Annotated in this window: 23 protein-coding genes; 7 read left to right on the forward strand and 16 right to left on the reverse strand. The window is 70.8% G+C overall.

Annotated features, from left to right (window positions below; genetic code table 11):
* Positions 1 to 275: 275 nt before the first annotated feature.
* Together ACZ7IB_RS04960 and ACZ7IB_RS04965 are read right to left on the reverse strand one after the other, a co-directional pair.
* The gene (locus ACZ7IB_RS04960; protein ID WP_470909216.1) at positions 276 to 836 is read right to left on the reverse strand and encodes a P-loop nucleotide/nucleoside kinase family protein; all 561 of its coding nucleotides are present in this window, start codon (positions 834 to 836) and stop codon (positions 276 to 278) included.
* Complete coding sequence (locus tag ACZ7IB_RS04965) at positions 833 to 1,591, reverse strand: GntR family transcriptional regulator (protein ID WP_470909528.1); 759 nt, start codon at positions 1,589 to 1,591, stop codon at positions 833 to 835. The genes ACZ7IB_RS04960 and ACZ7IB_RS04965 overlap by 4 nt, the downstream gene beginning before the upstream one ends.
* 235 nt (positions 1,592 to 1,826) lie before the next feature.
* Between ACZ7IB_RS04965 and ACZ7IB_RS04970 the strand changes: the two genes are divergently transcribed.
* The 5 genes from ACZ7IB_RS04970 (at position 1,827) to ACZ7IB_RS04990 (ending at position 5,414) form a co-directional block, all read left to right on the forward strand.
* Complete coding sequence (locus ACZ7IB_RS04970; RefSeq protein WP_470909218.1) at positions 1,827 to 2,369, forward strand: hypothetical protein; 543 nt, start codon at positions 1,827 to 1,829, stop codon at positions 2,367 to 2,369.
* Complete coding sequence (locus ACZ7IB_RS04975) at positions 2,366 to 3,130, forward strand: hypothetical protein (protein ID WP_470909220.1); 765 nt, start codon at positions 2,366 to 2,368, stop codon at positions 3,128 to 3,130. The genes ACZ7IB_RS04970 and ACZ7IB_RS04975 overlap by 4 nt, the downstream gene beginning before the upstream one ends.
* A 236-nt stretch (positions 3,131 to 3,366) precedes the next feature.
* Positions 3,367 to 3,501 carry a hypothetical protein gene (locus ACZ7IB_RS04980; protein ID WP_470909222.1) on the forward strand — a complete coding sequence of 45 codons (135 nt, stop codon included), beginning with the start codon at positions 3,367 to 3,369 and terminating at the stop codon, positions 3,499 to 3,501.
* Positions 3,498 to 3,737 carry a helix-turn-helix transcriptional regulator gene (locus tag ACZ7IB_RS04985; RefSeq protein WP_470909224.1) on the forward strand — a complete coding sequence of 80 codons (240 nt, stop codon included), beginning with the start codon at positions 3,498 to 3,500 and terminating at the stop codon, positions 3,735 to 3,737. Before ACZ7IB_RS04980 ends, ACZ7IB_RS04985 begins: the two co-directional genes overlap by 4 nt.
* 438 nt (positions 3,738 to 4,175) lie before the next feature.
* Complete coding sequence (locus tag ACZ7IB_RS04990) at positions 4,176 to 5,414, forward strand: tyrosine-type recombinase/integrase (protein WP_470909226.1); 1,239 nt, start codon at positions 4,176 to 4,178, stop codon at positions 5,412 to 5,414.
* Between the two features lie 236 nt (positions 5,415 to 5,650).
* On the opposite strand, the gene ACZ7IB_RS04995 is transcribed toward ACZ7IB_RS04990, so the two are convergent.
* The 5 genes from ACZ7IB_RS04995 to ACZ7IB_RS05015 form a co-directional block, all read right to left on the reverse strand.
* On the reverse strand, positions 5,651 to 6,826 hold the full coding sequence (locus tag ACZ7IB_RS04995) for a C40 family peptidase (protein WP_470909228.1): 1,176 nt from the start codon (positions 6,824 to 6,826) through the stop codon (positions 5,651 to 5,653).
* A 160-nt stretch (positions 6,827 to 6,986) separates the two neighbouring features.
* On the reverse strand, positions 6,987 to 9,530 hold the full coding sequence (locus ACZ7IB_RS05000; protein ID WP_470909230.1) for an outer membrane protein assembly factor BamB family protein: 2,544 nt from the start codon (positions 9,528 to 9,530) through the stop codon (positions 6,987 to 6,989).
* A gap of 81 nt (positions 9,531 to 9,611) precedes the next feature.
* Positions 9,612 to 9,878 carry a hypothetical protein gene (locus ACZ7IB_RS05005; RefSeq protein WP_093894423.1) on the reverse strand — a complete coding sequence of 89 codons (267 nt, stop codon included), beginning with the start codon at positions 9,876 to 9,878 and terminating at the stop codon, positions 9,612 to 9,614.
* Positions 9,879 to 9,895: 17 nt separating this feature from the next.
* Positions 9,896 to 10,651 carry a TetR/AcrR family transcriptional regulator gene (locus ACZ7IB_RS05010; RefSeq protein WP_470909232.1) on the reverse strand — a complete coding sequence of 252 codons (756 nt, stop codon included), beginning with the start codon at positions 10,649 to 10,651 and terminating at the stop codon, positions 9,896 to 9,898.
* Positions 10,652 to 10,698: 47 nt separating this feature from the next.
* A complete protein-coding gene (locus ACZ7IB_RS05015) occupies positions 10,699 to 11,634 on the reverse strand; it encodes an AurF N-oxygenase family protein (protein ID WP_470909234.1) in 936 nt (311 codons plus the stop codon).
* Positions 11,635 to 11,814: 180 nt separating this feature from the next.
* Between ACZ7IB_RS05015 and ACZ7IB_RS05020 the strand changes: the two genes are divergently transcribed.
* A complete protein-coding gene (locus ACZ7IB_RS05020) occupies positions 11,815 to 12,933 on the forward strand; it encodes a ferritin-like domain-containing protein (protein ID WP_470909235.1) in 1,119 nt (372 codons plus the stop codon).
* Positions 12,934 to 12,987: 54 nt separating this feature from the next.
* Here the strand turns inward: ACZ7IB_RS05020 and ACZ7IB_RS05025 are convergent, their stop codons facing one another.
* Complete coding sequence (locus ACZ7IB_RS05025) at positions 12,988 to 13,872, reverse strand: alpha/beta fold hydrolase (RefSeq protein WP_470909237.1); 885 nt, start codon at positions 13,870 to 13,872, stop codon at positions 12,988 to 12,990.
* A gap of 118 nt (positions 13,873 to 13,990) precedes the next feature.
* Between ACZ7IB_RS05025 and ACZ7IB_RS05030 the strand changes: the two genes are divergently transcribed.
* Positions 13,991 to 14,887, forward strand: a complete 897-nt coding sequence (locus ACZ7IB_RS05030) for an ADP-ribosylglycohydrolase family protein (protein WP_470909239.1) — start codon at positions 13,991 to 13,993, stop codon at positions 14,885 to 14,887.
* A gap of 40 nt (positions 14,888 to 14,927) precedes the next feature.
* On the opposite strand, the gene ACZ7IB_RS05035 is transcribed toward ACZ7IB_RS05030, so the two are convergent.
* The 8 genes from ACZ7IB_RS05035 to ACZ7IB_RS05070 form a co-directional block, all read right to left on the reverse strand.
* Positions 14,928 to 15,404: a DUF3291 domain-containing protein gene (locus tag ACZ7IB_RS05035; protein WP_470909240.1), complete on the reverse strand. Its 477-nt coding sequence runs from the start codon at positions 15,402 to 15,404 to the stop codon at positions 14,928 to 14,930.
* Positions 15,401 to 16,468 carry an amidase family protein gene (locus ACZ7IB_RS05040; RefSeq protein WP_470909242.1) on the reverse strand — a complete coding sequence of 356 codons (1,068 nt, stop codon included), beginning with the start codon at positions 16,466 to 16,468 and terminating at the stop codon, positions 15,401 to 15,403. Before ACZ7IB_RS05040 ends, ACZ7IB_RS05035 begins: the two co-directional genes overlap by 4 nt.
* A gap of 4 nt (positions 16,469 to 16,472) precedes the next feature.
* Positions 16,473 to 17,930 (reverse strand): penicillin-binding transpeptidase domain-containing protein, encoded by a 1,458-nt coding sequence (locus ACZ7IB_RS05045; RefSeq protein WP_470909244.1) that lies wholly within the window; start codon positions 17,928 to 17,930, stop codon positions 16,473 to 16,475.
* 55 nt (positions 17,931 to 17,985) lie between these two features.
* Positions 17,986 to 19,365: an FtsW/RodA/SpoVE family cell cycle protein gene (locus tag ACZ7IB_RS05050; protein WP_470909246.1), complete on the reverse strand. Its 1,380-nt coding sequence runs from the start codon at positions 19,363 to 19,365 to the stop codon at positions 17,986 to 17,988.
* Positions 19,366 to 19,487: 122 nt separating this feature from the next.
* Complete coding sequence (locus ACZ7IB_RS05055) at positions 19,488 to 20,840, reverse strand: ATP-binding protein (RefSeq protein ID WP_470909248.1); 1,353 nt, start codon at positions 20,838 to 20,840, stop codon at positions 19,488 to 19,490.
* Entirely contained in the window at positions 20,837 to 21,613 is a 777-nt protein-coding gene (locus ACZ7IB_RS05060; RefSeq protein ID WP_470909250.1) for a hypothetical protein, read from the reverse strand. Before ACZ7IB_RS05060 ends, ACZ7IB_RS05055 begins: the two co-directional genes overlap by 4 nt.
* A gap of 101 nt (positions 21,614 to 21,714) precedes the next feature.
* Complete coding sequence (locus ACZ7IB_RS05065; protein ID WP_382221283.1) at positions 21,715 to 22,056, reverse strand: zinc ribbon domain-containing protein; 342 nt, start codon at positions 22,054 to 22,056, stop codon at positions 21,715 to 21,717.
* The gene (locus tag ACZ7IB_RS05070; protein ID WP_470909251.1) at positions 22,053 to 24,233 is read right to left on the reverse strand and encodes a HEAT repeat domain-containing protein; all 2,181 of its coding nucleotides are present in this window, start codon (positions 24,231 to 24,233) and stop codon (positions 22,053 to 22,055) included. Before ACZ7IB_RS05070 ends, ACZ7IB_RS05065 begins: the two co-directional genes overlap by 4 nt.
* Positions 24,234 to 24,359: the final 126 nt, after the last annotated feature.

Here is a 24,359-nt window from a genome sequence, read left to right on the forward strand (position 1 = left end):
ACGTACGCCTGCGTCACCGATGACACACCCCCGCGTCCCTGCGTCACCACAAAACCGCAGCTCAGCGGCCACGCGTGACGCGCATGACGCTGTGACGCAGAAATCCAGTCCTCGGACAGGCGCGGACCTCCAAGTGGGCCCCGCTTTGGAGAACATGCGTCTTACCCTTCCGGCGGGACGCCCGCTGAACGCCCCTGCTAGACCTAGCAGGGGCGGGTGCTAGGTCTAGCAGGGGCGCTAGCAGCCAAATGGCCCGCTGATCAGGGGCCTAGCGTCTAGCACTCAGTTCTCAGTCCGGCCTCTTCGAGCGCCTTCAGCACCGAATCAGGGTCACCGCCATAGACGATGTGAGGCTCATCATCCTGAGGCGGGACGAACCGTGTCCGGTAGCGAGCCAGGTCACTCTCTGAGAAGAAGATCGAGTTCGGATCCGCTTCGTGCTGAGCGTTTCGTTTGCTCACCCGCGTCCAGAGTTCTTCGTGACTCGCCTCCAGGTAGACAAGCATCGGTAGCGCACCGGCGTCGACAGCCACCGACTGCCAATGAGCGCGGTCCTCTGGGGTCCAGAATCCGTGATCCACCACTACGTTGCGCCCCGCTTGAAGTTGCTCACCGAGGTCCACGGCGATCTCTTCGAGCACCGGGCGTTCCAGCTTTGGAAAGATGCCCCGGGGGAAGTCGACCCCGTACACGCCATGCCGACGGAACATCTCCTCGTCCGGGCACAGCCGGACGAACCCACGAGCCGTGAGAGCGCGAGAGAGCGTCGTCTTGCCCGAGCCGGGAAGTCCCGCCATCAGGACGCAGAACGGCCCCGGGCCCGAGGTCGCCGTCACTGCGCGACCTCCGACTCCGTGAGCCACGTCCGACCCGGTCCGCCGAGGTCTACGCCGTATTCCACGACGTGGTTCGCACTGTCGATGAACTTCGCAGTCATGACGACCACTGGTTCCGCAGGCGGGTTCGCAGGGTCCAGCTCCAGAAGTTCCGCATCTGCGGGCGTCAGCAGGCGCGCTGACGCAGTGTCGATCCGACGAATGATCGGTCGTCCGGTGGCCTGGGCGATGAGCTGCAACGACGTGCCACCGGTCAGACGCTCGCTCTCGGCCAGTTGAGGCACCAGCTTTCCGTGCTCAACCGGAATCCACGAAGTGGAGTGCGCGACGATGCCGCGCCGATCGCGGTACACACGACGACGGCGGATCACGTCAGTCCCCTGCGCGATGTCCAGCGCCGCCGCCACGTCGGCCGGCGCCGAGACCACCGACGCTTCGTGCGAGTCGGACCGCTCGCCCGCTCCCCAGCTCGAACCGCTGCGATGCCCTCGATCCTGCCGCTGAGACCCCGAGGACATGGGGGTGGGGCGGTCGATCACCTCGGTGCCGATGCCGTGGATGCCCCGTACAAGCCCTTCACTGCGGAGCTGCCTCAACGCCTTCTCAGCGGTCGCCGTGCTGACCGCCCATTCCTGCGACAGGGCCTTGATACTGGGCAGTAGCTCCCCCGGCCGCAGCTGCCCCGACGTGATCAGTTCTGTGTAGTGGGCGGCGATCCGTGCGTACGGCGCCCGATGACCGGCCTGCTCCGACACCACGTCAGCTCCTTCGTCTCAATCGATGCGTTCCCTAGCGTACCGCTTGACACCCTAGGGTGCCCTAGGGAACCTTAGGGATGTGCCCGCCGGTCGGCCCGATCGGAAAGGACACAGCGCGGCGCCTAGCGCTGATCGAAAGAAAGCCCTGGCCAGAAGGCCAGGGCTCTCTCCCCGGGGGCGGCCCCTACCGCCAAGCAGACAGCCGCTCCCCGACCCACGAAGGGGCAATTCCATGATGCCTGAAACCGCCACCACCACGCGTATCGCTGAGCGGACGACCGATGTTACGGGCTCCGTCTCGGTCATGGACTTGACGGGATCGGAGCGCGCTGTCGCCCTGTACGCGTCGGACATGCCGTCCGGACGACGGCGGCACTCGAACGAACAGGTCAGTGCCTGGATCGAGCAGGGTGTTCAGCGGCTCGGCCGCGAGGAGACCGCGCGCTGGGGAGCCTTCCGTTACGGGCACCGCCTGCTGGAGCTCAGCAAGCTGGTGACCGTACAGGTGCAGCAGCGGCACGAGCAGCGCTTCCCGAAGGGTCGACGCCTGCTGGTGGCCGACCAGCAGGCGTCGAACAGCGTCTGGTGCGACGGCATGACCGACGCGGCGCGGTCCCGCAACCGGGACGCAGCGGTCGACGGCGAGTGCGCCTGCCGCGCCACCGGCCGCATCCCGTCGTTCTACGAGGAGGGCATGGGGCTGGTCGACATGCTGTGCCCGGTCCACGCGGCGGCCACGATCCGCGCGATGCGGGGACCGGCGGTCTCGGCATGAGCAACCTGATCGCACACACGGACGCACTGTTCGCGCAGGTGCCCTCCCGCCCGCACTGTGCCCTCGTGGCCCGTACGGGCGGGGCCGCGCCGCTGTCGGTCCCCGTGGCGGGCATGGAGCTGTGCCGCGAGGAGACGGCCGCCGCGCTGTTCGAGGTCTACAGCGACGAACACGCGATGCCCGGCATCACCACGGACACCCTGTACGCCCTGCTCGGCACGGCCGTGAGCGAGCTGGGACCGGCCGGACTCGTCGAGACGACCGATGTGTTTTCCGGGCTGGACTCGGTGGAGTTCCCGGAAGTCGGGGAGTGCCGCTGGTACGCCTACCGGCTGGCCCTCTCGTTCTGGTACGAGGGCGCGCGGTCGCGGCCAATGACGGCCGGTGAAGCCGCCGCCGCCCTGGCCCTGTCCGGGTACGCCCGCACCCCCGGCGCCAGCCGACTCGACCCCCGCAGCCTCGCGCGCCAGGTCCGCGAAGCCGCTGCCCGCCTCCCCGCGAGCGCTCTGGTTCAACTCGGCCGCGCGGTGAGTGCCGACCTGGCCCGCGTCCCGGACCCCGCCGGTAGCGGGTCGTGGCTGTACCGCCGCCTCCTGCCCGACCGGCAGCGCACCCGCAACTGCTTCGACCTCATCCGCGGCAACGTCCCCGTGCCCCTGCCGCTGGTCGTACGGACCGACGACGGCATGTACCGGATCGGCGCCACCCCGCCGCCGGGCCCCGGCAACCGATGGGCCCGACCACTGCGCGCCCAGTGGTGACCAATCGGCCTGCAGTCGACCCCGCCCGACCGATCGACCGCACCCCGACTGAAGTCGAACGGTCGACCCCTGACCAGCGTGACGACCTGCGTCACACCCCGCGTCACACCCACGGCAGTCACCCTCACGGCCACCCGATCGCCTGAACAGTCGAGGGGTGACCTGCCCGTACACCCTTTTCGTGCGGACACCCGCACGGTCACCCCGCACCAGTCCAGCGGCGGGAGGGTCGCCGCGTGAACACACCCATCGATCCGGTGAACGCCGACCCGACCGCCGTGAACATCCGGAGCCATCGCGTGAACACCCACCCCGCCCTCAATCGACCGACCCGAACCGAGCAGTACGAGACGGAAGGACTGGCGGCATGACCCTGCCCCCGCCCAAGTCGACCGACCCCCGCGCGATCCTCCGCGCCGGACTCCCGGACCGCTACCTCACTCCCGAAGACCTCGCCGCGATGCTCGCCGTCCCGATCGAGACCGTTTACCACTGGCGCAAGCGGCGCATCGGCCCGCCCGGCTTCCGCGTCGGCCGCCACGTCCGCTACGACCCTGCCGCCGTCCGCGACTGGATCGACCAGCAGGCCGCACACGACGCGGCCTGACCTCGCCCACACGAGGGGGAGGTAAAGCCCTCCCCCTCTACTCGGTGCCCTGGTCCGTCCCGCGACCTGGTCGCCGCCGACGGGCCTACCCGGGGCCTGTCGGTAGAGGGGGCCCTTTACCCCGGTAGAGGGGGAGGTAAGAGCCCCCGACCTGCGAGGTAAGGGCGGTAAAGGGGGGCAGGGCACACCCCTCCACCGACCGCTCCCGTGCCTCCCTCAGCTCAGGGATGCAGCAGGGAGACAGGGAGAACTCCCTAACCGCCTCCCTGAAACCCCTTCCTGCGCTGACCAGCACGAACAGCCCACACAGGGAGGCAGGGAGGCAGGGAGGCGCGCCCGCACAGGGCGCCAAGACCCCCGCTCAGAGAGCACAGAGGCCCTCTGCTTCTCCTCCCTGCCAGATCACACCCAACCGAGAACCGAGAGGAGTCAGCCCCCATGGCTGGCCACATCCAAGACCGCTGGTACAAGACCCAGACCACCGACGGCAAGACCACCCGCGTCAAGACCGACCGCCACAGCACCGGCATGCGCTACCGAGCCCGATACGTCGGCCCCGACGGAACCGAAAAGTCCAAGTCCTTCCGCGACGGACAGAAGCGCCTCGCTGAGCAGTGGCTCGCCCAGATCGAGGCCGACATGACGCGCGGCCAGTACGTCGACCCGCGCGCCGGCCGAATCACCTTCCGGCAGTACGCGGAGAAGTGGCTCAAGACGCTGAGCTCCGAACCGAGCACGGTGGCGTCGATGGAGTCTCAGCTCAGGCTGCACGCCTTCCCGTACATCGGGGCGCGTCCGCTCGGAGCCTTCCAGCCGGAGCACGTCCGCGAATGGGTGGCCACCCTCGAACAGCGAGGAATCCCCGGCCCCTACGCCCGAGCGATCTATTCCAATGTGCGAGCCGTGCTGAGTGCCGCCGTTGACGACAAGTACCTGAACCGCAACCCGTGTTCTGTGCGTTCCGTCAAGCAACCGGTTGTCGAGCGGAAGCGGATCGTTCCGTGGCTCGCTGAGCGGGTGTTCGCCGTGCAGGCCGCGATGCCTGAGAGGTATCAGGCGATGGTCGACCTGGGGGCGGGTTGCGGCATGCGGCAGAGCGAGATCCTGGGCGTAACTGTGGACGCCTTCGACTTCGAGACCGACACTCTTCACGTGGTGCAGCAGCTCAAACTCAGCCGTAGCAAGCCGGTGTTCGCGCCACCCAAGGGCGGGAAGCTGAGGGACGTTCCGCTGCCTGGCCCCGTGGCCGACGCTCTCAAGGCGCACATGAAGCAGTACGCACCGGTCGAGATCACCTTGCCGTGGCGGCGTGCTGACGGCCCGAAGGTGACCAAACGCCTGATCTTCACCGCACCGATGGGCAATCACGTGTGGCGTACCTCGCTCAACGATGGTGCGTGGAAGCCTGCGCTCGTGGCGGCCGGAGTCATCCCGGAGCCTGAGACCAAGGAGGACAGCTACGCCGCGGCGCGAGAGCACGGGATGCACGCTCTGAGGCACTTCTACGCGTCGGCCCTCCTTGATGGCGGGGAGAACATCAAGGCCGTGAGCGAGTACCTGGGTCACAGTGACCCCGCCATGACGCTGCGGGTGTACGCCCACCTCATGCCGAGCAGCCGAGAGCGCACGCGAAAGGCCATCGCGACGGCCTACAACAGGGGCCCGATTCGGGGCTGACGGCCCACAGACGGCCCACGGGGTGTCAGAAGCCCCTCATCTGTGGAGAGTTCGCAGGTGAGGGGCTTCTGACGTGAGTGGCTTACTTCTCCGACCCGGAGAAGACGAACGCGTACCTCGCCGAGGTTTCCGGGGCCGCGTCGGCCGCCTGACCGCAGCAGCCGGGCCGAGTCCCGTCGGGAATCCGACGGGGCTCGGCCCGGCTGCCATGTGCGGACGTCACGGCCCCCGGCCGGCTACTGCTCGGGCGCCGACGGCGAGCTGTACCCCGCGTCCGAGCCCGAGGACGCCCCCTGCGGGAGCTGCGGCGGCTTGTACGCGGACAGCGGCGAGCTCTGTGGATCCGGCCGTACGGCACCCAGCAGCGGATTCGACGCCACCGGTGAGACCTTCACCTGCGAACCCGGCCGGGGGGCCTGCACCACCTGGCCGTTGCCGACGTACAGCGCCACATGAGTGGCCTTCGGGAAGTAGATCACCAGGTCGCCCGGGCGCAGTGCGTCGAGCGGCACCTTCGGCAGCTGCCGCCACTGCTCCTGCGAGGTCCGCGGAATGACCCGGCCCGCCTTCGCCCAGGCCTGCGAGGTGAGCCCCGAGCAGTCGAACGAGTCCGGCCCCTGCGCGCCCCACACATACGGCTTGCCCACTTGCCCGATCGCGTACTTCACCGCCTCGCCGCCCGCCTGGGACGGCGACCCGGTCGAGGACAGGGACCCCGAGGCGGCCAGGGCGCCCTGAGCCTTCGCCATGTCCTGCCGTTCCAGCCGGGACAGCTCGGCGAGCTGCGTGCCGGAGAGCGTGGCCAGTTTCCCCTCGACGGCCTTGAGCCGCGACTGCACCGCGTCCCGCTGCTTCTTCTGCTTCGTGGCCAGAGCCTGCTGCCGGTCCAGCACCTTGCGGGACTCGGCCGCCAGGTCGTCGGCGCGCTTCTCGGCGCCGGTGAGCCGCTGCACAGTGGCCGCCCGCCCGGCCGCCGCACGCCGGACCACATGTTCCTGGTCCAGGAAGTGCTCGGGATCACGGGCCAGCAGGAGCTGCATGTACGAGGAGATGTCGGACTGCCCCTGGTACTGCTCACGGGCCAGCTGCCCCGCCTCGTCGCGGCTGTCGGACAGCGCGGTGCGGGCGGCGACGAGGGAGGCGTGGAGCTTCTTCGCCTGCGCCTTGCGCTTCTCCAGCTCCGCCGCGGTCCCGTTGTACGTCTCGGTGGCCTCCTCGGCCTGCTGGTAGAGCTTCTGCAGCTCGGTCAGCAGCTGGGCGACGCTCCTGTTCGTGGCCGCGGGGGCGGCGGGCGACTTCGCGGCGGGGCCCGCGGCGGGGCTCGGGTCCACGGGTGCGGCGGCTGCCGGCGAGGTTACGACTAGCGTGGTCAGGGTCGCAGTGCAGACCGCACGCAGGACTCCGCCTGACACGACATCACCTCCGGTGACGGGGCGAGTCATGGGACTTCCCCATGAGTGAGCGCATCAAATACGGTCACTCGGTGTCACGAGATGCAAGAACCGTGCGGTGTGGCGGCAGACGGGTTCGCCCGGAAGGCGGTGGGCGGGTGCGGACCTCCTGGGCCTTCGCTCAGGCGACCGGGAAGGCGTAGAAGATCCGGTCGCGCTGGACTACGGCGGTCTTTCCGGTCGCCAGCACCCGGTACGGAGCGGTGACTGTGGGCCCCTTCGGATCCTGTGATCCGATGTCCTGGAACTTCCACAGCCGTCGCCCGTCCTCCGCCGCGAACGCGGTGACCTGGGCCCCGTCCGCGGCCAACAGCGTCCTGCCGGTCGTGCTGAGCGTCACCGCGGGGGCGGCGGTGCCGGGCGCCGCCTCCGTCGAGCGCCGCCAGCGCAGCCGCCCCGTCTCCCGCTCGACCGCGCCCACTTCCTGGTTGTGGTTGGTGGTGTGCAGAAGCGTTCCGGTGGCGACGGGGGTTCCGTACGGGGTCCCGGTGGTGCCGTTCAGCGTCCACTTCGGCTTGCCTGCGGGGATCTCGAAGGCCTGGAGATCGTCGCCCACCGCCGCGTACAGCAGGCCCCGGTCGTCGCCCATGGCCGCTCCGTCCAGTGCGATCGTGCCGAACGACCTGCTCCAGAGCAGCTTTCCGGCCTTCTGGTCGAAGCCCCGGAAGACGGCTTTCCCCTTGGCGGCCTTCACATCGCCGGGTGTCAACGTGCCTGTGCTCTGACGTACGACGAAGTCGTCCTGCCCTACAGCGATCAGCCGGTAGACGGGGGCAGCCGGTCCGCGCCCGGTGGGCACGGCGGTCCGCCACAGCTCCTTGCGCTGCAGGACGTCGTAGGCGAAGAGGTACGACTTGACGACCTGAGTGTCCTTGCCGCGCTTCTTGCCCTTCTTCGGAGCCGGGGCCTTGACTGTGACCGTGTGGGAGCCGGTGAACCAGACCACCGGTCCGAACGTGCCGACGACCCCCGGCATCGTGAGGTTCGGCGCCCCGGTGAACGCGTCCGCGTATCCCGCCCGGTGCGCGACCTTGCCGTCCTTCGGCGACAGCCACAGGAACTCGGACGGACCGGCGACGAAACAGAGATCCTGCCCGGCCGGCAGTGCGGCCTGCCCTCTGGCGGCGTCCGTGTTCTCCCAGACCCGGCGTCCGGTACGCAGATCGATGCCGGCCGCCCCGTTCTCGCTGGTCAGCACCAGCAGCCGGTCGTTCCAGAGGGCGGCGGTGAGCGGCGGAGGTCCGGCCGCGGGGTGCGTGTACACCCAGCGCGGCTGAGGCGGCAGCCCCGCGACGGTGGGACCACTGCGGCTCGGCGCGGGCTTGGGATCGTCCGTCGTCCCCCCGTCACCGGACCCGAGTGCGAGCACCCCACCCCCGCCGACCACCAGCCCGGCGGCCCCGGCAGCGAGCCCGATGAACAGACTGCGCCGACCGACGGCGGGGGAGGCGGGAGCGGCCGGGGCGGGAGCCGCGGGGACCGGCAGCGGGCGGGGCGGCAGCGCAGCGACGGGCGGGAGCACGGCAGGAAGCCCGGCGACGGGCGCGGCAGGGGGCGCGGTGAGTTCGCGCGGTACGGACAGCTGGGTCGTGGGCCGGTCGGTCCTCGGGACATGACGCCCGATGTCCCCCAGTTGAGTGGTACGGGTGTCCCGTGCCGGGGCGAGTTCACGGCCGGGCGCGTCGGCCGGTGTGCCCGAAGGCGTGGCGTCCGCAGGTCCGTCGGCGGGCCCGTCATCCGGCGCATCCACCGGATGACCAGCCGAGATCAGCTCCCGGACCCGCGCCCCCTGTTCCGTCACCGCGGCCGCCAACCGCTCCGGCAGCCATTCGCCCTTCGCCAGGCCCGCCGCCCCTTCGAGGGCCAGCTCCGCCGCCACCGTTCCCGCACTCGGCCGGTCGGCCGGGTCCTTCGCGAGGCAGCGGGCGATCAGGTCACGCAACTCCTCCGGGACCGCGTCGAGTTCGGGGTCCGTGCGGGCGATCCGTTCGGCGCCCTCGGCGGCCGGGCCGTCGGCGAGCGGGGTCGTGCCGGTCGCCGCGTACGCCAGCAGCAGGCCCAGCACGAAGAGATCCGAGGCCGGTCCGGGCTCCTCTCCCTCAACCTGTTCCGGGGTGAGATAGCCGAGCCGTACGGACAACTGCCCGCCGGGCCGGGCCTCGGCAGCGGCCGCAGCGCCCAGCGGGCCGAACGCGGTGAGTCGCGGCCCGTCCTCGGCCAGCAGCACCGTCCCGGGAGCCAGGCCCTGGAGCACGGCTCCGGTGGCGTGCACGCGGGAGAGGGTCTCGGCGATGCCCGCGCCCAGTACCCGCACGGCACGCTCGGGAAGCGGCCCCATGACGTCGATCGCCTCGGAGAGCGTCATCGCGGGTACATAGGGGCCGGCTGTCCACGGCAGGTCGTCGTCCGCGTCGTCGGCCGGGGTGTCGAGCTGCGGCTGGACCCAGCCGCCGGCCAGCCGGTCCGCGGTGCGGGCCTCCGCCTGGAAGCGGCGCCGGAAGGCGGGCAGCGCGGCGAGTTCGGGGCGGGCGGCGGTGACCACCACGGGTCTGTCCGCGGCCGTGTCGTGCGCGAGGTACTGCACGGTGCTCGCGCTCTCGCGGCACCGCGCCAGCACGGCGTACGGACCGATGCGGCGTGGATCGTCCTGACGCAGCGCCTCCATGGCGCACCCCCTTGCTGACCGTGCCCGGCACCAGAGCGTCGATCTTAGACCGATCCCTCCGTCCCGCCGGGTGCCGCACCCTCAGTCCGGCTTCGACCAGGGCCACTTGGGGCTGTGCCGCACACGGCCCTCCGGGGCGTACTCGTACACCCAGCCCCGCGGAATCCCCAGCCGTTTGGAGTGACCGGCCGGCACCCGGCGGTACGCGTACACGGTGGCGGGCCCGCCGTCCGCGGCCGGCACCGGGACCTCGTACCACTTGGGCGGATGTCCGGTCGGACCGACGAGCACGGGCAGGACCCGCCCGTCCAGGGGACCGCCGGTGAAGGGGGTGTTCTCGCTTCTCACCGCCCCAGTCTGACCGATCAGCCCTCGGGCAGCAGATGGGCCGCCCCGCCGACCACCGGGATCAGCCGTTCCGCCAGCCGCCCGGCCGGACCTGCGGCGTTCTCCAGAGGCAGCAGCTCCGCCACCGCCGACGCGGTCTCCGGGTCCGTCGCCGCCGTCGCGGCCAGCAGCGCGATCAGCTGGTCGACCAGCCAGTCGCGCAGATCGGCCGCGGCGGGCCGCTTCCCCTCGTCCAGCCATATCAAGGACGCCGCTTCGACGGCCGCGATCCAGGTGCGCACCATCATCCGCAGCCGCGGTCCGGGCTCGGCCCCCGCATCCGCGCCGCCCCGGCCCAGGTGCAGCAGGATCTGCTCGGCCGCCGCCCGCCGCACCTCGTCGACGATCGCGGTCGTACGGGAGGTCTCGACGACGCTCCCGCCGCGCAACAGTGCGCTGAAGCCGGCGTCGTGCTCGTCCACGAAGGCGAGATAGCGGTCGAGCACCCGCAGCACCCGCTCGGTGGGCGGCCCGACGGGCGGCTCGCTGAAGCACAGGATCAGTTTCTCGGCGGCGGACCTCAGCGCCGTCTCGTACAACTGCTGCCGCCCGCCCGGGAAGTAGCGGTACACGAGCGGGCGGGAGACCCCGGCGACCGTCGCCACCTCGTCGAGCGAGACCTCGTCGGGGGCCCGGTGTGCGAACAGAGTGAGCGCCGCACCGAGGAGCTGGGCGCGGCGCTCCTCGACGCTGAGCCTTCGGTACGCACGGGTCGGCGGCGCGGCAGTGGTCATGCCATGAAGCCTAAGCGCTCCGCCCGTACGGGCAACGGGGCGTCGGCTCAGGCGAGCAGGCCGGCGCTCTTCCACAGCCTGCGTCCCACCCCGTTGAGCACCCCGATGTCGTCCAGGAAGTCCGTCAGCCGTTTCGCACCGGTCTGCATGATCTCCGCCCGGTGACCGCTCGCCTTCACCTGGGCGACGGCCTCGCGGCGGTCCAGGCCGACGTTCTCGTACACCATCGGGTTGATGAAGCAGACGGAGAAGACACGGGCCGCCTCGCCGCAGCTCACCCGGGTGAACTCGCGCTCCCAGCGCGGGGCGGTCACCATCTGGCGGCGCAGCTCCTCGCGGGCGTACCGGACGTGCCGCGCCTCCTCGACGACATGGATGCGGGTCACACCGCGCACCAGCGTCTGGACGCGCTCGTCCGGGAACGTCAGCCGCTGCATCCAGTCGAGGATCTCCTCGCCCAGCAGGGTCGCGGCGAACGAACCGGGCGTGGTGGACATGGTCTTCAGCACGCGTGCGAGGTTGTGATAGACGCGCGGTACGGGGTAGTCGGGCGACCCGCTCCACTTGATCATGCGGCCGAACATCATCGAGTGCCGGCACTCGTCGGCTATCTCGGTGAGCGCGTAGCGGACGTGGTTGCTGGTCACCGGCTTGTCGTAGATGTGCCGGACCAGCAGCTGCATGAGGATGATCTCGAACCAGATGCCCAGGGAGGCCAGCGACGCCGCCTCGTGCCTGGCCAGGTCCGACCGCTGCTCCTCGGACATCCTCCGCCACAGCGGGGTGTCGTAGAGCGAGACGAGCTCGGGCGGCCAGAACCACTTGCCTTCCTCGACCGCCGATTCCCAGTCGAGCTCCTTGTCCGGATCGAAGGAGTGCTTGGCCGAGGATTCGAGCAGCCGCTCGGCGATCTGCTCGCGGTCCCGGAGCGGGCCGAGTGCGTCGCGAAGCAACTGCACGTCGCGTTCGGTCACTGTCGTCATGGCTGGAGGCACCTCACACATGGGTTACCGGCGGTCACTTCTTATGAGACTCTCCGTCAGCAAGGCCGTCAATCCCTTGCGTGCGACTTGTTGACCCGGCGTCTAGCAACGTGTGAACCTGCCAACTGACGCAACCGCCAAGGAACTTATCGGAGCACGCAAGGCGAGAAGGAGCCGTCCGTGTCGACACACGACCTCTACACCACTGCCCCCGACACACCGCTGTGGCAGGTGCCCGCCTCCGGCGCCGCCCGCTTCAGCTGGGACTACGACGACGGCCGCGAACGCCTGCTCGCCCTCTACCAGAAGGGAAAGGACAAGCAGTGGGACGGCAACAAGCGCATCGACTGGTCCCTGGAGGTCGACCCCGTCGACCCGCTCGGTACCCCGGACGACGTCCTCACCCTGTACGACACACCGCACTGGGTGAAGATGACCGACAAGGACCGTGGCGAGCTGCGCAAGCACTACACCGCCTGGCAGTTCAGTCAGTTCCTCCACGGTGAGCAGGGCGCCATGGTCTGCGCCGCCAGAATCGTGGAGTCCGTCCCCGACCTGGACGCGAAGTTCTACTCCGCGACCCAGACCATGGACGAGGCCCGGCATGCGGAGATATACAGCCGGTTCCTGCACGAGAAGGTCGGGATGCTCTACCCGGTCAACGACAACCTTCAGGGCCTGCTCGGCGACACCCTGCGCGACTCCCGCTGGGACATGCCCTACCTCGGTATGCAGGTCCTCATAGAGGGCCTCGCCCTAGCCGCGTTCGGCATGATCCGCGACACGACGGCCAAGCCGCTGCCCAAGCAGATCCTCGCGTACGTCATGCAGGACGAGGCCCGGCACGTCGCCTTCGGGCGGATGGCGCTGCGCGACTACTACAAGCAGCTGAGCGACGCCGAACTGCGCGAACGCGAGGAGTTCGTCATCGAGGGCTGCTATCTGATGCGCGACCGGCTCAGGGGCATCGAGGTGCTGGAGAACTTCGGCATCGGCAGGCAGGAGGCCGAACAACTCTCCGAGCAGTCACCGTTTCTGCGGCTCTTCCGCAAGCTGCTGTTCAGCCGGATAGTGCCGTGCGTCAAGGACATCGGCCTGTGGGGCGAACGGCTCCAGAAGGCCTACGTCGACATGGGCGTCTTCGAGCTCGGCGACTCCAACCTGGACCTGCTGATGGCCCAGGACGAGGAACTGGCCGAACAACTGGACAAGGACCGTTTCGCGGCGGAGGAGCAGGCCAGGGTCGCGGAGGTCGAAGAGGCGATAGCGCAGGGCGGGAGCGGCCCGTCCGGAGACTGAGAACAGAGCGATCGTCCGGCGGGGGACCCGGGGGACCCGGGGGACCCGGGGGACTCACAGCCGGGCGACGAATCCCCGCACCAGCTCGGCCACCTGCTCCGGCACCTCCAGCAGCATCGCGTGCGTCGCCCCGATGCCCTGGACCGTGACGCCCGCCCGCTCCGCCGCCAGCTCCGCCAGATCCCGGGCCAGGCCCTGCCCGTACGCCTCCAACAGCTCGTCCAGCCATTCCAGGCCGGGCGTCGGCGGCACCCGGTGCAGGGCCCGTACCAGCAGCAGCGGGCAGGGGACGCGGCGGAACAGCGCGAACAGATCGAGGGCGTCCAGAGCATCCAGCATCTCCAGTGCGCACTCCCGCTCCGGCAGCAACTGCCAGCCGCCGTGGTCGAGTTCCCGCACACTCGCGCGGAACGACGTCTCGGCCCGCTCGTAGGGGATGCCCAGCCCCATGCTGTACGTGGCCTGCTGCTCGACGTAATCCGCAGGCATCCGCTGTCCCGCCGACGCCCGGGCCATGTCCCCGATGTCGGCCAGCCGCCGCGCCACCTCGTCCGGGTTCAGCCCCGGGTACTGCGCGGGCGTGCCCCACCAGAAGCCGTCCAGGTTCACCGCCCCCGGCACCCGGTCCGGCCGCTCGGCGGCGTACAGCGCGGCGACCATCCCGCCCAGCGAATGCCCGACGGGGACCACGGCGCCCGTGACCCCCAGGGTGGCGAGGGTCTCGTCCAGGTCGCCCAGCACCGCGTCGAACGACCACGACGAAGCGGTGCTGAGGCCGTGGCCGGGCAGGTCGACGGCGAGCATCCGGTGGCCGGCGGTGAGGTGCGGGGCGACGGCGTCCCAGTCGGCGAGGGAACGCGAGGCCGCATGGAGCAGAAGAAGGACCGGCCGGCCACCGTCGTCGGGGCCGCCGTGGTCGCGTACGTGAAGAACGGTCATGGAGTCACGGTAGGGCGCGAAAAGCAGCTCAAGATCATTCGACAGCACGACGGAACGGGGCACCTTCCTGGGCCATAATGGATGTACGCCGTCCGCCGGTCCCGGGAGGATGGCGCGCATGACGACTCCGCCCCCGCCCCTCACCGCAGGCTCCGCAGCCGCCCGCCGAAGCCTTGAAGGACTGGCCCTGGGCGATGCGTTCGGCGAGCGGTGGTTTCCTCTCTTCCGCGAGCCCCGGCAAGCATTCGACGAGATCAGGGCGCGTCGCACCCCCGAGGAGCCGGTCTGGCACTGGACCGACGACACCGCCCTGGCCCGCGCCCTGCTGCGCGTCATCGACGAGCACGGCCGGGTCGACCAGGACCGCCTCGCGCTCTGCTTCGCGCTCGCCTTCGAGGCCGACCCGGCCCGCGGCTACGGCCACGGCATGCACATCCTGCTGCCCGAACTGCTGACCTCACCGGCCGACTGGCGCACGCTGGCGCCCGAACTCTTCGAGGGCGGCAGCCTCGGCAACGGTGCCGCGATGAGGGTCGCACCGCTCGGCGCGCACTTCCACGAGGACGTCCCTCACGCCGCCGAGCAGGCCGCGCTGCAGGCCGCCGTCACCCACGCACATCCGGAGGGCATCGCGGGCGCGGTGGCCGTCGCGGTTGCGGCGGCGCTGTCGGTGCGCGGCGAGTTCACCCTGGCCGCGGTCGCCGACCGTACCCCGGAGGGGCTCGTACGCGACGGCCTGCACCGGGCCCTGGACGTGCCCTTCGCCACCGAGCCGTGGAAGGCTGCCGATCTGCTGGGCAACGGACAGCGCATCCGCGCCGACGACACGGTCCCGTTCGCCCTGTGGACCGCGGCCCGGCACCCGGACGACCTGGAAGCGGCCCTCTGGGCAACGGCCGAGGGCTTCGGCGACGTCGACACGACCTGCGCCATCACCGGCGGCGTCGTCGGCGCGGCCACCGGGGTCGACGGAGTGCCCGCACAGTGGCTGCAACGCCGGGAGCCGCTGAACTGAGCCGTCAGCCCTTCGCGGCCGGCGCCGCCCGACCGCCCGGTCAGCCCGTCGCGGCAGGTGCCGGGTAGGACTTCCGCAGAGTGAACGCCCGCTCCGTGGGCCCGTGTTCACGCAGATGGAGCAGGCGCTCCTCGGCGTCCTGCACCGTTGGGCGCACGCCCGCCGGTACCCACCACAGGGCCGTCATGGCCTCCTCCACCCGCTCGAACCACTCGCGCCGCCGCGCCAGCAGCTCGCGGTGCTGCCCTTGGTACATGAACGCCGTCAGTGCGTCCGTGTCGCGCCACACCGACATGTTCACGATCAGCCAGGTGTCCCCGAAGATCGGTACGTCGGTGGCGTTGCCGGTTTCGCTCTGCAGCCGCCAGACGAAGCCGGCGGCCTTGTCGGCGACCGCGTTCACCGGGTCGAGGGCGTCGACGAAGTCGTTCAGCTCGGGGGAGTCCAGGGGGAATCTGAGGCGGGCTGTGTTCACCTGGGCCAGTTCATGGCCGGCCTGTCGGTCGCTGTGTGTCATGGCCGCACGGTAGTCAGCACTTTCTCCACCGCAAGGGCCATTCCGAGCAGTGAGACGTCCGCCCCGCGCTCTGCGGCCAACTGGAGCCCGACCGGGCAGCCGTCCGCCGTGAACCCGGCGGGCACACTCGCGGCGGGATGCCCGCTGAGATTGAACGCCCAGGTCAGCGCGGTCGAGTAGAGATCGCCCGGACCGTCGTGGCCGTGCGGACGGTTGGGGGTGGTCGGGGTGAGCAGCAGAGGGGTACGGGAGAACAGGGCGTCGAGCCGGAGGTCGTTCTCGCGGCGGATCTCCGTGGCGGCCCGGGACGGCTCCCCGCTCCGGACCGCCTGCCATGCCTCTCGCGGGTCGAGCAGCTCGCACGTACGGTCCACGAGCCGCACCACCCCGCCCGCCACGAGCCGCCCCACCGCGCGCCGGACGACCGACTCGACTTCCGGGTCGACCTCCGCGTACCCCAGATCGGGGCTGAAGGCAGCGGGGATCGGAAGGTCCGCCGTCGCCGGTTCGCAGCCGCCCAGGACACAGTGCAGATAGGTCTGGGCCCGGGCCGCCGAACGGGTCAGCACCCCGGCGGAAGCGAGCCCGGACCGGTCGGGGGAGGGCAGCAGGCCGTTCGTCGTCTTCAGGCCGAACACCCCGCACCACGCTGCCGGAATCCGTACCGACCCGGCCCCGTCGCTGCCGGTCGCCAGCTCCACCAGATCCGCCGCGACCGCCACCGCCGAGCCCGCCGAGGAACCGCCGGGTGTGCGCTCGGGGTGCCACGGGTTGACCGTACGGCCGTGGGCGCCCAGCCCCCAGGTCTGCCAGGGCGTGCCGGGGCCGGGCACCGAGGTCGCGCCGACCGGGACGCCACCGGCCGCGACCAGTCGCCGGGCCGCGTACGACCGGATACCGGCCGGCCCCTTGACCGCGAACGGCATACCGGCCAGCGGCAGCTGACGGGCCCGATCCTCGTCGGCGAGCGCCCTCTCGGGCCACACCTCGATGAACGCGCACAGGCGCGGATCCTCCCGCCCGATCCGCTCCAGAGCCCGGCCCACCTCGCCCGCATCCGTCACGCGGTCATTTTCCCAGAGCCGCCTGCATGACGGAACGGGCGATCGGGGCCGCGCTGCCGCCGCCGCTGATGTCGGCCCGGTTCGCGGCCGCGTCCTCGACGACCACGGCGACCGCGACGGCCGGCTGCGCCGAGTCCGGCGCCTGCGCCCAGGAGATGAACCAGGCGTAGGGCCTGCCCGAGTTGTCGATGCCGTGCTGTGCGGTGCCGGTCTTGCCGCCGACCTTCACCCCGTCGATCGCGGCGTTGGACCCCGTGCCCTGCTCCACGACGTCGACCATCATCCGCCGCAACTGCACGGCCGTCCGAGGGCTCATCGCCTGGTGGTAGGTGTGCGAGCCGTTCCGGTGGACGGTCGAGCCGCTTCTCGTGGTCGTACGGTCCACCAGATACGGGTACTTCAGGTCGCCGCCGTTCGCCACTGCCGCAGCGACCATCGCCATCTGGAGTGGTGTCGCCGTCGTGTCGAACTGCCCGATCGACGAGAGCGCCAGCTGGTCGTCGGACATCTCGGTGTCGAAGTTGCTCTTCGCCACCCCCGACGGGATCTTCAGCCCGGTGTCGTTGAAGCCGAACTTCCGCACCGCGTCCACCATGCCCTTCAGCCCGACCCGTACCCCCAGCTCCGCCATCACGGTGTTGCAGGAGACCCGGATCGCTTCGGCGAGCGAGGCGTTCTCGCAGCCTTCCGCCTCATTGGGGAGCGTGGTCGACGTACCCGGCAGCACATAGGGGGACGGGGTGTCGGTCTCGTCGTCGGGGTCGGTGACGACGTCCGCGTCGAGGGCGGCCGCCGCTGTCACGATCTTGAAGGTGGAGCCCGGCGGATAGGTCTGCCGGATCGCCCGGTTGAGCATCGGCTGGCTCTTCGCCGCGTTCAGCTGCTGCCAGGCGTCGGTGACCGGCGAACCGGTGCCGGAGAGCCGCCCGGGATCGTACGAAGGGGTCGAGACCAGCGCCAGGATCCTGCCGGTCGACGGCTCGACGGCGGCGACCGCGCCCCGCCGCCCGCCGAGCCCGTCGTAGGCGGCCCACTGCATCGAGTCCTTGATGGTCGTGACGACATTGCCGCCGGGCTGCTGGCTGCGGGTGATCTCGTTCCACAGGGGGAACGGGGCGAGCATCGAGTCGGTGCCGGAGAGGATGCCGTCCTCGGCGTTCTCGATCAGGGTCGTGCCGTACGTCTGCGAGGCGTAGCCGGTCACAGGTGCGTACAGCGGGCCGTATCTGTACGTGCGCTCGAACTTGAGCTGCTCGCCGGTGTCCTTGGTGCCGGTGACGGACTTGCCGCCGACCAGGATGTTGCCGCGCGGCTGGCTGTAACGGGCGATCGTGAGGCGGCGGTTGGCGGGATTGTTGTCCAGGCTGTCGGCATCGAGGACCTGGATGCGGGCGGCGTTCAGCAGCAGCGCCACGAGCAGCAGCAGACAGAGCGCGGCGGCCCGGCGGATGTAGCGGATCACGGCCTGGCCTCCGGGGCTCGCGGCGGGTACGGGACCACAGTTCGCGGGGGCGGGATCACCGCTCGTCCTCCGCCACCGGCGCGATGACTCCGGTCTCCACATGGCCGGGACGGGGTCTGCGGGCCTGGTCGCTGACCCGGATCAGCAGCGCCACGATGATCCAGTTGGTGACGACGGACGAACCGCCCTGGGCGAGGAACGGCATCGCCATGCCCGTCAGCGGGATCAGCCCCATCACCCCGCCCGCGATCACGAACACCTGGAGCGCCAGGATCGAGGCGAGACCGATCGACAGCAGCCGCCCGAAGGGATCGCGCAGGGCGAGGCCGGCCCGGTAGCCGCGGGCGACGAGCAGCGCGTACAGCAGGAAGACCGCGGTCAGTCCGGTCAGGCCGAGCTCCTCGCCCGCGGTCGCCAGGATGAAGTCGGACTTGGTGGCGAAGCCGATGAGGATGGAGTGGCCGAGCCCGAGCCCGGTGCCGAGCATCCCGCCCGCGGCGAACGCGAACAGCGACTGTGCCAGCTGGCTGGGGCCCCGGCCGGCGTCGATGGATGCGAACGGGTCGAGCCAGTCCTGGACCCGGCTGTGCACATGCGGTTCGAGGGAGCCCACGACGAACGCGCCGACGGCGGCGAGCAGCAGACCCACCGCGATCCAGCCGGTCCGGCCGGTCGCCACGTACAGCATGATCACAAAGAGGCCGAAGAAGAGCAGCGAGGTGCCCAGATCGCGTTCCAGGACCAGCACACCGACGCTGAGCAGCCAGATCGCCACGATCGGGCCGAGCACCCGGCCGGTGGGGAGCTGGAGCTTCCAGATCCTGCGGCCGGTGTGGGCGAGGGCGTTGCGGTTCGCGGCGAGATACGCGGCGAAGAACACGGCGAGCAGGATCTTGGCGAACTCGCCCGGCTGGAAGGAGAATCCGCCGACCCGGATCCAGATCTTGGCGCCGTTCACCGCGGGGAAGAAGATCGGCACGATCATCAGGACCAGGGCGGCGGCGACCGAGAGATAGGCGTATCGCTGGAGCACCCGGTGGTCGCGCAGGAAGACGACCACCGCGATGAAGAGCGCCACGCCGAGCGTGGACCAGATCAGCTGGGTGGGGGCCGCCTGGTCCTTCGGGGTCTCCAGGTCGAGCCGGTAGATCAGCACCAGGCCGAGCCCGTTGAGCAGTACGGCGATGGGCAGCAGCAGCGGATCGGCGAACGGGGCACGGAAGCGGACCGCGAGATGGGCGAGGAGGGCGAGCAGCCCCAGGCCCGCGCCGTAACCGGCCACATCGGGCGGGACCGCGTCGTTCCTGGCCAGGCCGACGGCGGCGTAGCCGTAGACGGAGATGAGGACGGCCCCGACGAGGAGCAGCAGCTCGACTCCGCGCCGCTTGGGCAGACGTAGATCGGGCGGGGGTGCGTCCGCCGTCGTTGCGGTCATGCCACGCAACGTAGCAAGAGGTGGTGTCTATTTCCCTTATGTCATAGCAGGTATGTCCACAGACGTGTTCATGAGAGTCTGCCCGGCGGGCAGGTGTCGGCGGGTGTATGGCTGACGCCCCCTCACTCCTTGTGATGCGGTCCGGATTCCGGATCGTCCCGGCTTTCCCCCACCTCGTCGTCCAGCCGTACGTACTCGGGGAGCGTCAGCCGGGCCACCGCCCCGCCGTCCTGGGCGTTGGAGAAGGTGAGGCCGGCGCCGATCGCCTCCGCCTGCCCGACGGCGATGGTCAGCCCGAGACCGTGTCCCTTGCCGCCCCGCTCGGTACGGAACCGCTGCGGGCCGTCGTCCAGCAGATAGTCCGGAAAACCCGGCCCGTGATCGCGTACGGTCACCACTGGCCCATCGACCGTCAGTACCACCGGGGGGCGGCCGTGCTCGTGCGCATTGGTGATCAGATTGCCCAGCACCCGCTCCAGGCGCCGCTTGTCGGTCTCGACCTGTACGTGCTCCTGCGGTCGCCCTGCGGCGGTTCTTTCGGAATGGATCTCGGTCTCCGTTCCGGATGCGCGCACCACGCGTTCGACGAGCGGCGCCAGTTCGTGGACATCGAGATCGACCTGCTCCGTACGGGCGTCCAGCCGGGAGATCTCCAGCAGATCCTCCGTCAGCCCCCTCATCGTCCGGACCCGGTCCCGTACCAGTTCGGACGGCCGCCCCGGCGGCAGCAGTTCGGCGGCGGCCGAGAGGCCGGTCAGCGGGGTGCGGAGCTCGTGCGCCACATCGGCGGTGAACCGCTGCTCGGTCAGCAGCTTGCGCTGGAGCGTGGACGCCATCGTGTCCAGCGCACCGGCGACGATCGCCACCTCGTCCTGCGGGCGCGAAGGGTCCGCCGTGCGCGGGTCGCCGACGCGGGCGTCGAGGTCGCCCGCACTGATCCGGCGGGCCACCTGGGCCGTCTGGTGCAGCCGCCGGGTGACCCGGGTGACGGCGAACGCGCCGACGAGCAGGGTGGCGCCGGTGGCCAGCAGGGAGGAGCCGACGATCGCCCCGTCGAGATCGTTGATCGTGCGGGCGCTCTGGCTGTAGTCCACCTCCGTGGCCAGCGCGCGGCCGTCGGCCGGAGCCGCCGCCCACATGACCGGATGCCCGTTGTGATGGGCGACGAGCGTGCCGCGGTTGCCGCCCACGGCCAGTGCGCGCAGGGAGGCGGGCAGCCCCGGCGGATCGATGCCGGAACCTGGCGGGAGCGCCTCGCCCGTCTCGTACGCGATGGTGACGTCCTCCAGCCGGGACAGCGCCTGTTCGCGGGCCTGGCGGACGGTCTGACGGGTCACCTCGGTGTGGACCAGCACGCTCAGCAGTGCGGCGAGGGCGCAGCACATCACGGTGATGAAGACGGCCGACTTCCAGGTGAGCGTCGCGGTCCAGGCAGGCGCGCGCAGCCCGCGCCGCTTCGTTCCGTGCCGCCTCATCGGCGCTCCGCGGAGAAGCCGACGGACGGTGTGGCGGTGGGTCCGGCGGTCGTGGATCCGGTTGTCGGACGGGCGGTCGTGGGGTGCGGCTGCGGGGCCCGGGACGCCGGCATCCGCAGGATCTCGTCCCGGGTGGGCAGCATCGCGCGCTGCCTGCCGTCCCAGGACCAGGCGGTGCGGTACTCGTACCCGGTGATGGCCGACGGCACCCGCATGATCAGATCCCGCCCGGCCAGGTCGACGCTGATCACGGCGTCCGCGGTGGACAGGATCCGGGTCAGCCCGCCCGCCTCCGGCATATAGACCCGCACGGAGAGCTGGCGGCCGGGCAACCGGACGCCGAGCACCATCTCGTCCTTGCCGTCGCCCGTCAGATCACGGAAGTAGGGCTGCAGCACGGGACAGGAAGCCGGCTCGGTATGGCACGCGACGATGTGGCGGACTGTGCCGGCGGGGAGGGCGGCCGTGCCGGTGGACCGGTTGGGCCGGGCCTTCAGGCCCGCCTGCACCACCGCCACCGGATCCAGACGGTGCACATCGCCGTCCGGCACCTCGATCCCCGGGATGCGTGCGGTCTCGCCCTCGCCGTAGTCGTACGGAGCGGCGGAGGCGGGCGGCAGCTCGGGCCAGAGCCGGGCGGGCCCGATGGCGGTCGGGGCCGCTCCGGCGCTCCGCAGCCCCCCGCCGGCGCCGCAGCCGGCCAGCAGCACTGCGCCGACGACGGCCCCGAGGGCCGCCGCCGTGCGGCGCTGCACCCGGCGATGCGAACGCATGACACCCTCCCTTCCCGCGGTCTGTGCCTCATAGACCTTATTCGGAAGGAAGTCATTTTTGTCTATTTAGTGCCTGTTGGAGCGCTGTTTGGGATGCTGCTTCAGCGCTGGTAGGGGTTCTGTCCCTGTCCGCCCGGCGCGTATCCCGGCTGTCCCTGTCCCTGCCCCTGTCCCTGCGCCTGCCCGAACGGATTGCCGTCCTGCGAGGCGGCGTGCTGCGCCAGCAGCTGTTCGGCCTGCTCCTTCGGGATCTGCTGCTCCCCGCCGCAGAACGTGCACTGCGTCGCGAACTTCGTCGAGAACGGGAACAGCGGCACGAAGAACAGCGTGAACTTCGTGACCCGCTTGCGCAGCGTGTGCGCGGCCGGATTGCCGCACCAGCCGCAGACCATCGTCAGGATGGCCAGTTGGTACAGATAACCCCGCGTACCGAAAATGATCATGTTGTGGGTCCCTTCCCCGTATTACCCGGAAGCGCCTGCCGGCAGAGCGCCAGCAGCTTTTCGTCCTCGTATGTGTCGTGGCTGCCGTATCCACCGTCCATCGCGTTGTGACGGCGTACGGAGGCGAGCTCGGCGCGCAGCACATGTGCCACGTCCGACCCTGCACCAGCGACACCCGTCCGCGCCAGACATTCCGCCACCCGGACGCGGACATGACGGTTCTTCTCCCAGGCCGCCAGGAGCACGGGTACGGACTCCTCGGCCCGCCCGGACACGTCCCACAGTGCGATCGCCGCGTCCACCCGCAGCCACAGCTCCTCGTGCCCGAGCAGTGCGCGCAGCCGGGGCGCCGTCACCGCCGCCCGCGTCCCGAGCCTGCTCAGCGCGTTCACCGCCGAGCGCCGTTCGTGGGCCCGCTCCGCCTGCAGGCCCTCGATCAGCACCGGCAACACGGCGTCGGCGTCCCCGGCCACCGCCCACAGGGCCTCCGCGACCTCCGTCGCCGAGGTGCTCCCGGGGCGGCGCAGCAGAACACGCAGCTCCGGTATGGCACCCTGCGCCGCGGGCCCGAACGAACCGAGCGCCCGCAGTGCCGCCGTACGCAGCCACTCGCCCCGGTACTCCGGCGCGCCGCGCAGCACCCGCAGCACCTCCGGCATCGCCTCGTCCGCCCGTAGCGCGGTCAGCCCCGTGAGCAGCGGGCTCGCTTGGTCGTACGCCCCCTCGTCGAGACGGACCTCGCCGAGCCTGCGGCGCAGCAGAGCGGTCAGCGGGGCCGCTGCCGCCCCCAGACAGCCGATGGCGAATCCCACATCGTGCGGCACCTCGGGCCGCTCCAGCGCGGCGGCCAGCGCGGGCACGGCACGGGCATCGCCCAGCCTGGCCAGCGCCTTCACCGCGCTGCCGAGCCCCGGAGGCCCGCTCGGCCAGTCCTGAACCCAGGCGCCGGGGTCCGCCGCCACCCGAGCCGCCAGCGCATCGGCGGCGGGCGCGGCGAGCCCGAAGAGCTCCTCCAGCACATGCGCGGCGGCCTCGGCCAGCCGTGGCTCGGGGGTGGCGAGCTGCTCACCCACCAGCCGGACCAGCTCCTCGTACGAGCCGCGCCAGGCCCGGATCAGCCCGCTGCTCATCCGGAGCGCATCGATCCGCTGCTGGTGGTCGGGGCTGCGCAGCTGATACGTCAGCAGCGCCGTCCGCTCGGCGACCCGGTCGTCGAGCCCGACATGCAGCGTCCGCAGCAGGTCCGCCGTCCAGGGGGCGGTGTGACCCGAAGTCTCCTCGTCGGACAGCGCCCGCAACTGCCCCACCAGGGTCACGGGCGCGGCCCGCTCCTCGACGGGCGGCTCCCCGGTCCCGGCCGCCTCGGAGTGAGCGTCGACGGCTGCGACCGCCTCGGCCGGACCGGCCTGCGCATCGACCGCGGGAGTCGCCCCGACCCGGCGCACGGGCTCCGAGCGCAGCTGCCGCAGCAGCCCCGTCACCACTCGTACGACATCGCCCGGCAGCGCATCCGGCGCGCACCGCGCCAGCTGGGCCAGCGCGGCGAGCCGCAACCCCGGCGGGAACCCCTCACCGGTCAGCCGGGTCAGCCAGCCGGCCGCCTGTCCGGCCAGCGCACGATGCCGCAGAGCGACCCGCCCCGCGGCCTCGACCAGCGCGAGCCGTACCTCCTCGGCCGGCTCCACCGGCAGCCGCTCCCGCAGCAGCGCGAGGACCCGCACGGGTTGGCTGTGGAGCGTAGCGAGTGCCAGGGGCGCGGAGAGCCGCGCGCCCGGGTCCTCGTCGGCCATCAGCTCGAAGAACACCCCGGCACCCGCGGTGACGGCGGTCGCCGCCATCGCGTAGTTCGCCGCGCCCTCGATCTCGTCCTCGTCGATCTCGTCCTCGTCGTCCCCGTCCAGATCGATACCGCCGATGCTGGTGAGCAGCTCGACGATGCTGCCCCGGTCCTGAATGCCCGGATCCACGACCAGCTCGAAGAGAAACGGAATGCAGGCCAGCGTGCAGGCGTACACATCACCCTGGTGGTGAACGGCCCCGTACATGCCGTCCAGCGCCGCCTCGCGCTCCGCCGGATCGGCGGATGCGAGACCCCGCAGCATCGCCGGCACATCATCGGCAGGCCCGTAGGCATGCTCCATCGAGGCCCAGTCGACCTCGTCGATTCCTGCGAACACGCCATCGCCTCCCCACACAATTCCACGAAGCAGTGTCTGCGAGGAGTGTGCACCACGGTTCGGACGCTACGCCCTCCGCATGCGGTCTTTTCCTGAGGACATGACAAGATCGTCCGCTATGCGCTA

It is taken from the genome of Streptomyces sp. NPDC037301 (assembly GCF_055602785.1).